The sequence below is a fragment of the Actinomadura sp. GC306 genome, assembly GCF_004348665.1.
Classification (GTDB): domain Bacteria; phylum Actinomycetota; class Actinomycetes; order Streptosporangiales; family Streptosporangiaceae; genus Spirillospora.
The window spans coordinates 1-14,714 of record NZ_SMKM01000167.1; the positions used below are offsets into that span (position 1 = coordinate 1).

Annotated in this window: 15 protein-coding genes; 10 read left to right on the forward strand and 5 right to left on the reverse strand. The window is 71.5% G+C overall.

What is annotated here, in order from left to right; genetic code table 11:
* Position 1: 1 nt before the first annotated feature.
* The 4 genes from E1200_RS33860 to E1200_RS21670 form a co-directional block, all read right to left on the reverse strand.
* On the reverse strand, positions 2-1,027 hold the full coding sequence (locus E1200_RS33860) for a hypothetical protein (protein WP_165950403.1): 1,026 nt from the start codon (positions 1,025-1,027) through the stop codon (positions 2-4).
* A gap of 61 nt (positions 1,028-1,088) precedes the next feature.
* Positions 1,089-2,159 (reverse strand): hypothetical protein, encoded by a 1,071-nt coding sequence (locus tag E1200_RS21660; protein WP_131953885.1) that lies wholly within the window; start codon positions 2,157-2,159, stop codon positions 1,089-1,091.
* A 93-nt stretch (positions 2,160-2,252) separates the two neighbouring features.
* Positions 2,253-3,641 (reverse strand): glucose-6-phosphate dehydrogenase, encoded by a 1,389-nt coding sequence (locus E1200_RS21665; RefSeq protein WP_131953886.1) that lies wholly within the window; start codon positions 3,639-3,641, stop codon positions 2,253-2,255.
* Complete coding sequence (locus E1200_RS21670; RefSeq protein ID WP_131953887.1) at positions 3,638-4,477, reverse strand: SMP-30/gluconolactonase/LRE family protein; 840 nt, start codon at positions 4,475-4,477, stop codon at positions 3,638-3,640. The genes E1200_RS21665 and E1200_RS21670 overlap by 4 nt, the downstream gene beginning before the upstream one ends.
* Positions 4,478-4,543: 66 nt before the next feature.
* Between E1200_RS21670 and E1200_RS21675 the strand changes: the two genes are divergently transcribed.
* The 10 genes from E1200_RS21675 to E1200_RS21720 all read left to right on the forward strand — a co-directional run bounded on the left by E1200_RS21675 (position 4,544) and on the right by E1200_RS21720 (position 13,431).
* Positions 4,544-5,722: an FUSC family protein gene (locus E1200_RS21675; protein ID WP_207933482.1), complete on the forward strand. Its 1,179-nt coding sequence runs from the start codon at positions 4,544-4,546 to the stop codon at positions 5,720-5,722.
* A gap of 233 nt (positions 5,723-5,955) precedes the next feature.
* Positions 5,956-6,462, forward strand: a complete 507-nt coding sequence (locus E1200_RS21680) for a Na+/H+ antiporter subunit E (RefSeq protein WP_131953889.1) — start codon at positions 5,956-5,958, stop codon at positions 6,460-6,462.
* A complete protein-coding gene (locus E1200_RS21685) occupies positions 6,462-6,743 on the forward strand; it encodes a monovalent cation/H+ antiporter complex subunit F (RefSeq protein ID WP_131953896.1) in 282 nt (93 codons plus the stop codon). Before E1200_RS21680 ends, E1200_RS21685 begins: the two co-directional genes overlap by 1 nt.
* Complete coding sequence (mnhG, locus tag E1200_RS21690; protein ID WP_131953890.1) at positions 6,740-7,072, forward strand: monovalent cation/H(+) antiporter subunit G; 333 nt, start codon at positions 6,740-6,742, stop codon at positions 7,070-7,072. The genes E1200_RS21685 and mnhG overlap by 4 nt, the downstream gene beginning before the upstream one ends.
* On the forward strand, positions 7,072-8,097 hold the full coding sequence (locus E1200_RS21695; protein ID WP_131953891.1) for a DUF4040 domain-containing protein: 1,026 nt from the start codon (positions 7,072-7,074) through the stop codon (positions 8,095-8,097). The genes mnhG and E1200_RS21695 overlap by 1 nt, the downstream gene beginning before the upstream one ends.
* On the forward strand, positions 8,094-8,543 hold the full coding sequence (locus tag E1200_RS21700) for a cation:proton antiporter subunit C (protein ID WP_131953892.1): 450 nt from the start codon (positions 8,094-8,096) through the stop codon (positions 8,541-8,543). Before E1200_RS21695 ends, E1200_RS21700 begins: the two co-directional genes overlap by 4 nt.
* Positions 8,540-10,015: a monovalent cation/H+ antiporter subunit D family protein gene (locus tag E1200_RS21705; protein WP_131953893.1), complete on the forward strand. Its 1,476-nt coding sequence runs from the start codon at positions 8,540-8,542 to the stop codon at positions 10,013-10,015. Before E1200_RS21700 ends, E1200_RS21705 begins: the two co-directional genes overlap by 4 nt.
* On the forward strand, positions 10,012-11,502 hold the full coding sequence (locus E1200_RS21710; protein WP_207933484.1) for a proton-conducting transporter membrane subunit: 1,491 nt from the start codon (positions 10,012-10,014) through the stop codon (positions 11,500-11,502). The genes E1200_RS21705 and E1200_RS21710 overlap by 4 nt, the downstream gene beginning before the upstream one ends.
* Positions 11,499-11,774, forward strand: a complete 276-nt coding sequence (locus E1200_RS21715) for a hypothetical protein (RefSeq protein ID WP_207933485.1) — start codon at positions 11,499-11,501, stop codon at positions 11,772-11,774. The genes E1200_RS21710 and E1200_RS21715 overlap by 4 nt, the downstream gene beginning before the upstream one ends.
* Positions 11,764-13,431, forward strand: coding sequence for a Na(+)/H(+) antiporter subunit D (locus tag E1200_RS21720; RefSeq protein ID WP_131953894.1), 1,668 nt, complete (start codon positions 11,764-11,766; stop codon positions 13,429-13,431). Before E1200_RS21715 ends, E1200_RS21720 begins: the two co-directional genes overlap by 11 nt.
* On the opposite strand, the gene E1200_RS21725 is transcribed toward E1200_RS21720, so the two are convergent.
* Positions 13,381-14,714, reverse strand: a 1,334-nt coding sequence (locus E1200_RS21725; protein ID WP_207933486.1) for an MFS transporter, incomplete at its 5' end; no start/stop codon positions are given. The genes E1200_RS21720 and E1200_RS21725 overlap by 51 nt on opposite strands.

Below are 14,714 nucleotides of genomic sequence, written 5' to 3' on the forward strand. Positions count from 1 at the left end.
GTCAGTAGGAGCCGCCGAAGCCGCCGCCGTAACCGGCGCCGCCGTAGTCCCCGCCACCGAAGTCGCCGCCGGAGCCGCCGGCTCCGTAGTCGCTGCCGTAGGTGCTGGAAGGTCCGTGGGTGGGGCCGCTGCTGCGGTTCTTGCGCGGCCTGGGAGGACGCGGTTTTATGCGCTCTCCCGTCAGTTCCTCCCAGGTGATTATCTCTTTTCCGGCCCGGCTTCCGTTCCGTTCCCGCATGGCCCGGCGAGTGTTGGGCGACCAAACGACGCTGGTATAGGGGTGCTCCGCGCGTTGTCTGGTGATCTCCGCCTGGACTTCGCCGGCCGTGACGTCCTTCAGCAACCGGCGCTTGCGGGGGGTCGGGTCCGGGTCAAGGGCCGGGAGCCAGACGTCGATGGCCCATTGCCCTTCGGAGTCCTCTCGCAGGCGGCACGTCCAGATCGCGTCCTCGGGGCCGCCCAGGGCGGCGGCACGCTCCTCGCGTTTGCGTCGTTCCCGTGCTGCCCGCCTTTCCTTATCCCGCTGCGCCTTTTGCTTCTTGCGGGCCAACTCCGCCCGGACGTACTCGGCCAAGTCCGCGGTCTGCTCGTCGTACGCCTGGTACGCGAGGGCCACTTCGCCGTACTGCCGGGCGCGGACGGCCTCGTACTCCTCGCGGTACGCCTCGCGCATCCGGTCGGGGCCGCCCGCATTCCGGACCATCCACAGGACGCGGCGCCACGTCCGCAGACGATTCGGATTCAGCCGGGCACGGTCGATGTCGTCCTGCCGGGATATCTCTCTCACGCGCTCGACCAGCGTGCGAGTGGCCTCAATGAAACGGTCCGCTTCGGTGTCCGGAACCCGCAGCCTGAGCTTGTGCGGCGCGTGGAACTCACCGTCGAGGTCGTCGGCGACGGCGAAGTACCTTTCTCTTTTGATGGTTTCGACGGCCGATGCCACCGACTCGGAGGCAGAGTCGGGGATCGGGATGAGCGGCTGGTCAGTTGATACGTAGGTGATTTCCCGGGTTTCGGTCTTTGGCATGGCTCACCTGGCGCGGGGAGGGGAGACTCCCTCCGTTATACCTCGGGATGTGCCGGAAGGCTTAACCGTTATTCATGACGACCGGGACGTTCGGGGTCTTGCCGACCAGCCACAAAGCCGGGGTGCCCGGGACGGCGGTTCCGTCGGTGACGCGGCCGTCGGCCGGTGTCGGCTGGGTGACCTGCGTCCACGACGAGCCGTCCAGGCGGTAGAGCCTGCCGAAGTAGTCGCGGGTGCTCCACAGGGTCCCGTCACCGGTCTTGACCAGCCTCTCGCCGTGCGGGGGCGCGGGCAACTCCTGCCAGGAGACGCCGTCCCAGCGCACCATGAACGGGTCCCTGATGGGTCCGTCCGTGCTTCTGGAGCCGGTCGCCCAGACCTCGTCGGCGGAGACGGCGAGGACGCTCGCGAACTGGGCCCCGTCGAAGCCCGGGACCTCGCTCCACGTCTGGCCGTCCCATCTCAGCAGGCCCCAGGTGGCCGCCGCCCAGGCGGCGTCGTCCGACAGCACGGAGATGTCGCGGACGCCGACGCAGCACGCGCCGGGTGGGCGGCCCGCGTCCTGAACGGTCCACTGGCCGTCCTGGAGGCGGTACAGGCCGCCGCCGCAGGAGAACCACGCGCCGGTTGAGTCGGGGGCCGGATCGCCCGGCGCGCAGTTCCCGGCCGGGCCCTGCACCTGCTGCCAGCGCGTCCCGTTCCAGTGCGCGAGGTAGGGGGCGGCCTGCCCGTGCGGGCGGAGCACTCCGGTCGCCCACACGTCGGACGGGGTCCGGGCCTTGATCTCCTTCAGCACGGCGTCACCGCCGGCGCCGGGCGGGTCGTACGTCCGCCAGGACGAGCCGTTCCAGCGGACGACAGCGGGTTTCGGCGGCAGGACGTGGATCGTGCCGGCCCCGAACATCGGGATCGACCAGTCGATCCCCTGGTACCCCTGGTAACCGGCGGCCCACACGTCGTCCGGGCCGGTCGCGGACACCGCCTCCAGCCCGCTGCGCGGCCACAGCCACGGGGCGGGGGCGGCCTTCAGCGGGGCCGGTTCCGCCGCGGCGGCCGGGGTCGCGGGCCCCGCGGCGAGGCCCGCGCCGAGCAAGGCCGCGGCAGCGATTCGGAGGGCGAGGGACGGTCTCATGCCGGGCTCCCGGGGGTAGGCGTCGACCAGACCGCCATTCAACCAAGCCAGCAATCACTGACGCAATAGGCCCGTCGCCATCGGATGCCGGCGTCAGGTCGCGAGGGGTTGCCAGGTGGACGGGCCCTTGCTGCCGGCCGTGTACTCGTCCAGGGGGACGCTACCGGCGCGCCAGGCGTCCAGGACCGGTTCGACGATGCGCCACGACTCGACCGACATGTCGCCGCGCACCGACAACGGCTTCTCGTCTTGCAGCACGCCGCGCAGTACCTCGCCGTACTCCAGCAGGTCGCCGGGGTCGAAACCGCCGTCCAACGACACCTGCTCGATGTCGAACGGGTCGCCGGCCCCGGTGATGTTGAGGTCCAGCTGGAGGCGGCTGCAGCCGATGCCGATGCGCAGCCGGTTGTCGACGGCCTCGCCCGCCAGGCCGGCCGGGATCAGCGGCGGGCGCTTGAAGGTCACGCGGACCTCCTGCCGCGGCGACCCGATCGCCTTCCCCGACCGGACGCGGAACGGCACGCCCGCCCACCGCCAGGTGTCCACCGCGAACACGACCTCGGCGAGCGTCTCGGTCTCCCGGGACGGGTCGATGCCCTGCTCGTCCACGTAGGAGGGGAGCGAGCGGCCGTCGACCTCGCCGGCGGTGTAGCGGGCGCGGCGGCTGAACCGCTCGGGGTCGTCGTTCCAGACACGGGTGGCCCGGAGCACCTGCGCCTTGGCGTCGCGCATGTCGACCGGGTCGAGGGTGCTCGGCGGGGTCATCGCCACGAACGACAGCACCTGCAGCAGGTGGCTCTGGAGCATGTCGCGCAGGGCGCCCGTTCCGTCGTAGAAGCCGGCGCGGCCTTCGAGGCCGAGGGTCTCGTCGAACACGATGTCGACCGCCTGGACGTGCTCGGCGGTCAGCAGCGGCTCGATCACCCGGTTGGCGAACCGCACGCCCAGGATGTTGAGCACGGTCGACATGCCGAGGAAGTGGTCGACGCGGTGGACGTGGTCCTCCGGCATGAACCCGTGCAGGACGTCGTTCAGCTCGGCCGCCTCACCGGAGTTCGTGCCGAACGGCTTCTCCAGGACCAGGCGCGTCCCGGGGGGGACACCGATGCCGGCCAGTATCCGACAGGACTCGGCGATCACCGCCGGGGGCAGCGCGAAGTACAAAGTGAGCCGGCCCCGGCGGCTCTCCATGATCCGGCGGAGGTCGTCCTCGTCGGTGGCGTCGGCGGCGACGTAGCGGGCGTTGCCGAGGACGGTGTCAACGGCCGGTCCGCCGGCGCCGCCGTCGGCGAACGCCTCCGCGACGAGCGAGCGCCACTCCCCGTCGCTCCATTCCTCGCGGTCGCTGCCGACGAGGTTCAGGTCGTCCAGGGACGACGCCTCGACGAGCCCGCCCAGCCCCGGCAGGAGCAGGCGGCGTGTCAGGTCGCCGCGCGCCCCGAGAATGACGAGTGTCTGCTCCTTGCCGTGTGCGTCGGTCATCCGGAGAACCCCCTTGTCGGCATGCCCCGCACGCCGGGTGTGCAGGCGAACAGTGCTCCCGCGTCCGGCTCCTCGTCCGGGGCCAGGTTCTCGCGGGACGTGGTGATGAACAGCCGGTCGAGGCCGGGGCCGCCGAACGTGCAGGCCGTCGCCTTCGTGACGGGGACCTCCACGACCTCGTCCAGGCCGCCGTCGGGCGCGTACCGGCGGACGGAGCCGCCGTTGTACAGGGCCACCCACACGCCGCCGTCCGCGTCGACGGTCAGGCCGTCCGGGCCGGGCAGCGCGTCGGCGAACGGGCGGCGGCTGGTCAGCCCGCGCTCCCGGTCGTAGTCGAAGACGTCGATCCGCCCGGTGGCGGTGTCGACGTAGTAGGCGCGGGTGCCGTCCGGGCTCCAGTCGAGGCCGTTGGAGATCGTCACGGCGTCGAGGACGACCCTGGTGGAGCCGTCCGGGTCGAGGCGGTACACCGACGCCGCGCCCTCCCGCACGTCGTAGGCGATGGTGCCGCAGTAGAACCGGCCGTCCGGGTCGCAGCCGCCCTCGTTCATGCGGATCCCGTCATCGCTCCAGAGCGGGGGCAGCGGCGCCACCGTCCCGTCCGGCTCCTCCAGGGCGAAGCCGCGCTCGACGGCGATCACCGCGCCGCCGCCGTGCCGCGGCCGGACCGCGGCGACGACGGTGCCGACGTTGCGGCGGCCGACCGTCCCGTCCGGGGCGAGGGACAGGACGTCCCCCGCGAGCATGTCCAGCCATCTGAGGCCGCCCCACGTGTCGGACCAGACCGGCCCCTCCGCGTGATAGGCGACCGGGTCGGTGATCTGCTCGGCCTTCATCGCCGGCGTCTCCTTCGGATGTCGGCCCGCGCAGTTAGACGGCGCTGCGCGGGAAGGAAGCGGGAGATGAGAGCACCCAGCCCCCGTACGGTCGGGCGTCGCGCGAGGTCGGGCCTTGCGGCGGCCGGCCGCCGTGCCCTCGCGGACTGGTGGATCGTCCTGCAGGCGACCACCGGGGCCAGCCTGGCATGGGGCATCTCCCGGTACCTGCTCGACCACCCCGCCCCGTTCTTCGCGCCCGTCGCGGCGATCATCGTGCTGATCGCGAACCTCGGGGAGCGCGGGGTGAACGCCGTCCGGATCGTGGTGGGGGTGATCCTCGGGCTGCTCGTGGGCGACATCGTCCTCATCACGATGGGGACCGGCTTCGGTGTGATGGCGGTCGCCGTCTTTGCGTCCGTCGCCCTCGCCCGCGCCATCGCGGACCCGCCGCTCGTCGCGGTGCAGTCGGCGGTCAGCGCCATCCTCGTGATCGCGGTCGGGGACGTGGAGAACGGCCTGGAGCGCCTCGTGGACGCTCTGGTCGGTACCGGCGTCGCGCTGGTGTTCACCCAGTTGCTCTTCCCGCCCGAGCCGCTGGGGCTGCTGCGCCGCGCCGAGCGGGCCGCGCTCGCCGCGATCGCCGATGGGCTCGCGACGAGCGCGCGCGCCATCGCCGAGGACGACGACGACCTCGCCGGGCAGGCCGTCGGGGAGCTGCGCGAGGTGCGCGACCACCTGACCGAGCTGCGCCGGGCCGGGCGCGCGAGCACCAACGTCACCCGCCGCACGCTGGCCTGGCGGGCGCGCGCGACCGTCATCGTGCGGGAGACCGAGGACGCCGGGCACCTCGACCTGCTCAACGCCAGCTGCGTCATGCTCGCGCGGCTCGTCGCGACGACCGGCTCCGACGCCCGCCGCCCGGTCGAGGAGCCGGTGCGGGAACTCGCCGGTCTCCTCGACGCGCTTGCGCGGGATCTCAACGACGCCGAGACACGGCAGCGCGCCGCCGATCGCGCGCTGGAGATCGCGACCCAGATCGCCGCGAAAGAGGTGCCGGACGAGACGGACCTGGCGGCGCTGGCGCACTCCCTGGGACTGGTCGCGACCGACGTCATCACGTTCGCCGGGGTCGACCAGGACGACGCGATCGCCGCCGTTCGCGAGGGGGCGCTGAAGGAGCGCGTACCGGCGCCACCGACCGCGTCCCCCCGGCTCCTCGGCCGGCTGAAGCGGCTGAAGCGGCTGTGGCGCCGCCGGCGCTGAAGGGAGGGGTGTGCCTTGCCGCCGCTCGCGAGCATGCCACCCCTCCTGCGTTCGACCAGGTCCGTCCGGCAAGCGCCGGGAACCGCCGCCGTCCGCTCGGGTACCCCTTTTCGGACGGCCCTCACCCAGGGGGGTGCGTGTGGTGATCCGGTGGGATTGCCGTTAGTGTCGTGGGCGGTGTGCCGGGAAGCCTGGTCGGCGAATTGTGGTCCGACGTCTTCCGGAGTTCATGTATGCCCCTGATTCGCGCCACGTCGCCGCGGCACCGTGGGACGGCGCTCGCACTGCCTCCCCTGCTCGCGGGATTCTGGCTGATGATGTCCGGGCACTACACGTGGCTGCTGCTCACGCTCGGGGCGCTGTCGGTGGCGCTGGTGCTCTGGGTCGTCGGGCGGATGCGGGTCGCCGACGACGAGAGCCTTCCGCTGCGGATGGTCCCGCGCCTGCCGCTCTACCTGCTGTGGCTGGTCGGGCAGATCATGCTCTCGGCGCTGTCGGTGCTGCGGCTGGTGTGGTCGCCGCGGACCGCGGTCAAGCCCGCCTTCGGTACCGTCCCGGCCGGGGACATGCGGGAGGTCGCGAAGGTCGTCTACGCGAACTCGATCACGCTGACGCCGGGCACCCTCGCGGTCTCGTTCAGCGACAGTGACATCGAGGTGCACAGCCTCCAGGAGGGCGGCGTCGCGGAGGTGCGCGACAGCGCGATGCCGCGCCGGGTCCGCGGGCTGGAGAAGCGGTGATGCTCGGCGCGGCCGCCGCCGGGCTGCTCGTCGCGATGGCGCTGACCCTCGTCCGGGCGTTCCTGGGGCCGCGGCTCTACAACCGCCTCCTGGCCATCAACATGTTCGGGACGAAGACCGTCCTGTTCATCTCGGTCGTCGGCGTCATGTCGGGGCGGCCGTACATCTTCGACATCGCGCTGCTGTACGCGCTGGTCAACTTCGTCGCCACGATCGCCGTGCTGCGGCTGACGCACCTGGAAGAGCTGCTGCCCGCGCCGGACGAGGGGCAGGCCCGGTGAGCGTCGCCCTGCTCCTCGACATCGTCAGCGGCGCGCTGCTGCTGGCCGGCTGCGTGCTCGTGATCTCCGGCGGCGTCGGGCTGCTGCGCTTCCCGGACTTCTACAGCCGCACGCACGCGGGCGGCCTCACCGACGCCGCGGGCGGGACGCTGCTGCTCCTCGGGCTGCTGCTGCAGGTGGACGGCTGGGCGAGCGGGGTGCGCATCGTGCTGATCCTGCTGTTCATGCTGGTGACGAGCCCGACCGCCGCGCACGCGCTGGCGCAGGCGGCGCGCCGGGACGGCGAGCGGCTGCCCGGCCCCGCGGGCGACGGGCAGGGGGACCGCTGATGTCGTTGCTGGTGCTGATGAACGTCTCGCTGTTCACCCTGCTCCTGGCGGCGGCCCTCGCGATCACCCGGCTGCGCGCGCTGTACGAGGCGACGATGCTGACCGCGCTGGCCGGGCTGCTGTCGGCGAGCCTGTTCGTGGTGCTGGACGCGCTGGACGTCGCCATCACCGAGGCGGCCGTGGGCACGGGGATCAGCACGGTCCTGTTCATCGCGACGCTGCGGCTGACCCGCTCGCGCGCGGCGGTCACCCCCCGGCGCAGGCTGTGGTCGGGCGGCGCGGTGGCCGTCCTGCTCGGTGCCACGCTGCTGTACGCGGCGCAGGACCTGCCGCAGTTCGCCGACCCGGGCACCCCCGTGCAGACCCATCCGGTGGGGCAGGTCTACCTGGAGGAGTCGCAGGAGGAGATCGGCGTCCCGAACACGGTCGCGGCCGTCCTGGCGAGCTACCGCGGCTACGACACGCTGGGCGAATTGGTGGTGATCTTCACGGCGGGGATCGCCGTGGCGCTGCTGCTGATGCGGGCCCGCCGCCCGGAGGACGAGGACGGGGACGACGAAGGCGGCATGGGAGAGCACGAGACGGCGCGGGCGGTCGTGATGAGCGAGTACCGGGTGCTCCGCGTGGTCAGCAAGCTGCTGATGCCCTTCATCCTGCTCTTCGCCTGCTACATCCTCTTCCACGGCGACTACGGGCCGGGCGGGGGGTTCCAGGCCGGTGTCATCTTCGCGGCGGGGTTCGTCCTCTACAGCCTGGTGTTCGGGATCGGCGAGGTCGAACGCGTCCTGCCCTGGCCGGTGATGCTGAGCCTCGTGCCGGTGGGCGTCCTGCTCTACGCCGGGCTCGGGGTGCTGAACCTGGCGCTGGGCGGCGCCTTCCTCGACTACGACACGCTCGTCCCCGGGCATCCGGAGGAGGGCCAGCACTACGGCATCCTGATCATCGAGACCGGGGTGGGGATCACGGTGGCGGCGGTACTGATCGCGGTCTACTACTGCTTCGCGAGCCGCGGGGCCCGCCGATGACCGACATCCCGTACATCTTCTGGTTCGTCTTCGTGCTCATGGTCATCGGCCTGTACGCGGTGATCAGCCACGGCAACCTGGTGAAGAAGCTGATCGGGCTCAACCTGTTCCAGATCGGCGTGTTCATGTTCTACATCGCCCTCGGCAAGGTCGAGGACGGCCGGGCGCCGATCGTCGAGGAGGGCGTCGAGGTCTACTCGCACCCGCTGCCGCACGTCCTGATCCTCACCGCGATCGTCGTGGGCATCGCCACGACGTCCATGGGCCTCGCGCTCGTGATCCGCATCCACGAGGCGTACGGCACGATCGAGGAGGACGAGGCCATCGCGCGCGACGACGCGGCGGAACGGGACGGCGCGGAACGGGACGGCGCGGAACGGGACGGCGCGGAACGCGACGACGCCGCCGGACGGGATGCCCTCCGCGACGGTGAGGCTGCCTCGTGACCGACCACCTCCCCGCGCTGCAAGTCGTGATCCCCCTGCTGGGCGCCCCGCTGTGCGTGCTGCTGCGCAACCGGACGGTCGCCTGGCTGCTGTTCCTCACCACCGCCGTGGCGGCCTTGGTCTGCGCGTCCGTGCTGGCCTGGCAGGTCGCCGGCGGCGAGGTGATCCACTACGCGATGGGCGGGTGGGAGGCGCCCGCCGGCATCGAGTACGTCATCGACCGGGCCAACGTCCCCGTGCTGATCCTGGTGGCGGCGATCGGCGTCGCCGCCGCGGTCTACTGCCGGGCGAGCGTCGCGGCGGAGATCGAGCCGTCCAAGGTCCCGCTGTTCTACGCCTGCCTGTGCCTGAACCTCACCGGCCTGCTCGGCATCGCGGCCACCGGCGACGCGTTCAACGCCTTCGTCTTCCTGGAGATCACCTCGCTGTCGTCGTACGCGCTGGTCGCGATGGGGCGGCGCAGGCGCGCCCTGCTGTCCGCGTTCCAGTACCTGATCGTGGGGACGATCGGCGCCACGTTCGTGCTGATCGGCATCGGGCTCGCCTACGCCGTCACCGGGACGCTCAACATGGCGGACCTCGCGCAGCGGCTCCCCGACATCTACGGCAACCGCGCCCTGTCCGCCGCCGTGGTCTTCGTGTTCGTGGGGCTCGCCATCAAGATGGCGCTGTTCCCGCTGCACGGCTGGCTGCCCGGTGCCTACGCGGAGTCGCCGTCGGCGGTCTCGGTGTTCCTGTCGGCGACCAACACCAAGGTCGCGATCTACCTGCTGCTGCGCTTCGCGTTCGGCGTCTTCGGCGCGGCGCTCGTCTTCGGCCGGATGCCGATGACCGACGTGGGGCTGGTGCTGGCATGCCTGGGCATGCTGGTCGCGTCCGCCGTGGCCTGCTTCCAGTCCGACTTCAAGTACCTGCTGGCCTGGTCGAGCATCGCCCAGGTCGGGTACATCGCCGCCGGGTTCAGCCTCGCGACCGCCGATGGCGTCACCGCCGCGTACCTGCACGTCATCAACCACGCGGTCATCAAGGGCGCGCTGTTCGCCGCCGCGGGCATCGTGGTGCTCCGGCTCGGCTCGGCGCGGCTGTCGGACATGGCGGGCATGGGCCGGACGATGCCGTGGACGTTCGCCGCGATCGTCCTGTCCGGGCTCGGCCTGGTCGGGGTGCCGCCGACCGCCGGGTTCGTCAGCAAATGGGTGCTCGCCGAGGCGCTCATCGCGGACGGGCGCTGGGCGGTCCTCGCGGTGCTGCTGGTCAGCTCGCTGCTGTCGCTGGTGTACGTCGGGCGGGTCATCGAGGCCGGGTGGTTCCGCCGTCCCGCCGAACCCGTGGCGGTGGCGCGGCCCCCGCTGAGCATGACCGCCGCGACGTGGGCGCTCGTGATCGTCTCCCTGGTGTTCGGGATCGCGCCCGAGTGGCCGATGAGCCTCGCCGAGGGCGCCTCGTCCGTGCTGGTGGGGGTGGCGAAGTGAGCGTCCAGGCCACGTTCGCGGGCACAAGCTGGCTGTCCCCCGACAGCGCGCTCGCCCTGCCGGTCATCGTCGCGGTGCCGCTGCTGGGCGGGCTCGCGGTGGTCGCCCTCAAGCGCCGTCCCAACCTGCGCGAGGCGGCGTCGCTGGTCGCGGGCGTCGCGACGGCCGCGCTCGTGCTGTCGCTGTGGCCGGCCGCGAACGACGGGCTGACGTTCCGGCTGTGGGACTGGCTGCCGGGCATCTCGCTGGTGTTCGAGCTGGAACCGCTCGGCCTGCTGTTCGCGGCCGTCGCCGGGCTGCTGTGGCCGGTCACGACCCTGTACGCCATCGGCTACATGCGCGGCAACCTGCAGCGCCACCAGACCCGCTTCTCCTTCTTCTTCGCCGTGGCCATCGCGGCGGCACTGTGGATCGCCTTCTCCGGGAACCTCGCGACGCTGTTCATCGGCTACGAGGTGCTGACGCTGTCGACCTGGCCGCTGGTCACCCATTCCGGCAACGAGCAGGCCAAACGGGGCGGACGGATCTACCTCGGCCTGCTGCTGACGACGTCGATCGGGCTGCTGCTCCCGGCGATCGTCTGGACGGCCGTCCTCGCCGGCACCACGGACTTCGCGACCGGCGGCATCCTCGCCGGCACGGCGGGAACGGCCACGCTGACCGTCCTGTTCGCGCTGTACCTGTTCGGCATCGGGAAGGCCGCGCTGTTCCCCTTCCACCGCTGGCTGCCCGGCGCGATGGTGGCGCCCACGCCGGTGTCGGCGCTGCTGCACGCGGTCGCGGTGGTCAAGGCGGGCGTCTTCACGGTCCTCAAGGTCGCGATCTACGTGTTCGGGCTCGACACCCTCGACGTCACCGGGGCCGCCGAGCCGATGATGTGGGTCGCGGCGGCCACACTGCTCGGCGCGGGGCTCGTCGCGGTCACCCGCGACAACCTCAAGGAGCGGCTGGCGTACTCGACCGTGAGCCAGCTCGCCTACATCGTCCTCGCCGCGACGCTGGCCAACGACATCGCGGCCTCCGGGGGCGCGCTGCACATCGCGAACCACGCCGCCGCAAAGATCACCCTGTTCTTCTGCGCGGGCGCCATCTACACCGCGACGAACCTGACGCAGGTCAGCCAGCTCGACGGGCTCGGGCGCGCCATGCCGTGGACGTTCGGGGCCTTCCTCGTCGCGTCCGTCTCCATCCTCGGGCTGCCCCCGCTGGGCGGCACGTGGAGCAAGTGGCTGCTGCTGCTCGGCGCCGCCGACGCCGGGCAGACCGTGATGCTCGGCGTCCTGCTGGCGGGGACGATGCTGGCGCTGGCCTACCTGATGCCGATCCCGGTACGGGCGTTCTTCCGCCCGCCCATCGAGACCGGCCACCGGGAGGCTTCCTGGACGCTGGTGGCCCCGCTCGCCCTCACCGCCCTGGCCTGCCTGGCCCTGTTCATCGGAGTCGATGCGGTCATCGCCCCGCTCAACGACGTCCTGGAGTCACCGTGAAAGACGACCCCGTGAAAGACGACCGCCGTTGGCTGGACGAGCCCCGCAACGTGGACCGCATCGTCCGCGGCCTCTACCTCCTGTGCGCCCTGGTCTTCCTCGCCGACCTGCTTTACACCAAGGACCCGCACTTCGGCATCGAGAACACCTTCGGCTTCTACGCCCTGTACGGGTTCATCGGCAGCGTGACGCTCGTCCTGGTGGCCAAGGAGCTGCGGCGGGTGCTCATGCGTCCCGAGGACTACTACGAGCGGGCCGGCGATGACGATTAACCCGGCACTGCTGCTCATCGCGGGCGCGCTGCCCATCCCGCTGCTGCGCGGACGGGTGCGCGCGGTGTGGATGATGCTGCTCCCCCTGGCCGCGCTCGCCGCGCTGTGGACGCTCCCCGAAGGCGTCCACGGCAGCTTCGAGATCCTCGGCCTCCACCTGGAGACGCTTCGGGTGGACGCCCTCGCGCGGCTCTTCGCGACGGCGTTCCTCGCCGCGGCCCTCATCTCCATGGTCTATGCCCTGCACCTGCGGGACGCGCTGCAGCAGACCGTGATCCCCATCTACGCCTCGTCCGCGGTGGGCGGGGCACTCGCCGGCGACCTGTTCACGCTTTTCGTGTTCTGGGAGCTGGCGGGCCTGTCGTCGGTGTTCCTGATCTGGGCGCGGCGCACCGAACGGGCCTACCGGGCAGGGATGCGCTACCTCGTCGCGCAGGTCGCGTCGGGGCTGCTGATGCTGGGCGGGATCGTCCTGCACGTCAACGCCGGGCACGGGCTGGAGTTCGGGTTCATCGGCGCGTCCGGGGCGGGCGGGCTGCTGATCCTGCTCGCCGTCGGGATCAAGTGCGCGTTCCCGGTCCTGCACGCCTGGCTGACCGACACCTATCCCGAGGCCACGATCGTCGGCACCGTCGCGCTGTCGGCGTTCACCACCAAGTTCGCGGTGTACGTGCTGGCGCGCGGCTTCCCCGGCACCGGGGAACTGGTGTGGGTCGGCGTGGTCATGGCCTGCTTCCCGATCTTCTACGCGGTGATCGAGAACGACCTGCGCCGCGTCCTCGCCTACAGCATGATCAACCAGCTCGGCTTCATGGTCGCGGCGGTCGGCGTCGGCGGCGCGCTCGGCGTCAACGGCGCCGCCGCCCACGCGTTCGCCGACATCCTGTTCAAGGGCCTGCTGTTCATGAGCATGGGCGCGGTCCTGCTGCGCACCGGGACAGCCAAGGGCTCCGAGCTGGGCGGGCTCTACAAGTCGATGCCGCAGACGATGGTGCTGTGCGTGATCGGCGCCGCGTCCATCTCGGCGTTCCCGCTGTTCTCCGGCTTCGCCACCAAGTCGATCATCATGGAGGCCGTCGCCGCCGAGCACCGCACGATCGTCTGGCTGCTCCTGCTGTTCGCCTCCGCCGGCGTCTTCCACCACGCCGGAATCAAGATCCCCTTCTTCTCCTTCTTCGCCCACGACCGGGGGTACCGCGTCGCCGAGGCACCGCTGAACATGCGGATCGCCATGGGCCTGGCCGCGGCCGGCTCCATCCTCATCGGCGTCGCGCCGGGCCTCCTCTACGGCCTGCTCCCGTACGAGATGGACTACACGGCCTACACGACCCCGCACGTCATCAACCAGGTGCAGCTCCTGCTGCTCGCGTCGATGGCGTTCACCGTCCTCATGCGGACCGGCCTCTACCCGCCCGAACTGCCGTCGGTGAACCTGGACGCCGACGTCGTCTACCGCCGCCTCCTGCCCCGCCTCTGGCGGACGGGCCTCAACGGCGTGACCCGCGTCCGGGACGCGGCGGCCCCGCTGCAGCAGCGGGCCGCCCGGCTCACCTCGTCCGGCGCCCGGCCCGTGCAGGCGGCGTCCTGGCCCACGGACCTGATGGTCCTATGGGTGGCCCTGCTTCTCGCCCTCTTCCTGCTGATCTCCCTGCTCTGACGGGACATCCCGCTCCGGCGCGCGGACCGGCAGCAGCGCCGCCAGCCCCACCAGCAGGACGAGCGCGATCCCCGCCATGCCCGCCCGCTGCGTGCCGAACAGCGCGATGAACCCGCTGAACGCCAGCGGCCCGAGGAAGCTCACGGCCCGTCCCGTCGTGGCGTACAGCCCGAACGCCTCCCCCTCCCGCTCGGGCGCGACGATGCGGGCCAGGAACGTCCGGCTGGACGACTGCGCCGGCCCGACGAACATCGCCAGCGCGAGCCCGCACACCCAGAACGCGACCTCGCCCCGCAGCACCACCAGCGCGCCGCCCACCGCGATCAGCCCGGCCAGCGCCGCGACGATCACGGCCTTCGGCCCGAACCGGTCGTCCAGCCGCCCGCCGAGCACGGCCCCGGTACCGGCCGTCAGGTTGGCGGCGATCGCGAAGACCACCACCTGGGTCGCGCTGAAGCCGAACGTCCCCGCGGCCACCACCCCGCCGAACGTGAAGATCGCCGCGAGCCCGTCCCGGTACACCGCGCTCGACACGAGGAACCCGAGCGTCCGCCGGTCGGTGCGCCACATCGTCCGCAGCCGCCTGGCCAGCACCGCGTACCCGGTGAGGACGTTGCCACCCGCCCGCTCCCTGGACGCCGGAGCCTCCGGGACGAACAGCAGCAACGGCAGCGCGAACACCGCGAACCACAGCGCCGAGAACAGCGCCACCGCGCGGATATCGAGGCCGTCCTCCGAGGTCACGCCGAACAGCCCGACATCGGGCTGCACGAACGCGAACAGCACGACCGTCAACGCGATCAGGCCGCCGAAGTAGCCCATCCCCCAGCCGAAGCCCGAGATCCGCCCGATCGTCTTCCGCGTCGAGATCTGCACGAGCATCGCGTTGTAGTTGACCTCGGCGAGCTCGAAGAACACGCTGCCCGCCGCGATCAGGACGAGCCCCAGCAGCAGGTACGAGGGATCGTCCCGCACGAAGAACAGCCCCGCCGTACACGCCACGACGAGCCCGGTGTTCACCGCGAGCCACAGCTTGCGCCGTCCACCGGCATCGCTGCGCTGCCCGCTCACCGGCGCGAGCAAGGCGATCAGCACACCCGCGACCGCGAGCGCGACCCCGAGCGCCTGCGACCCGCTCTCCTCGTCCGCGGCGACCCCGTCGGTCAGATAGACCGTGAAGACGAACGTGAGGATGACGGCGTTGAACGCCGCCGACCCCCAGTCCCACAAAGCCCAAGCGACGACCTTGCCCCGCGCCCCAGCCTCAACACCCGAACCCACAC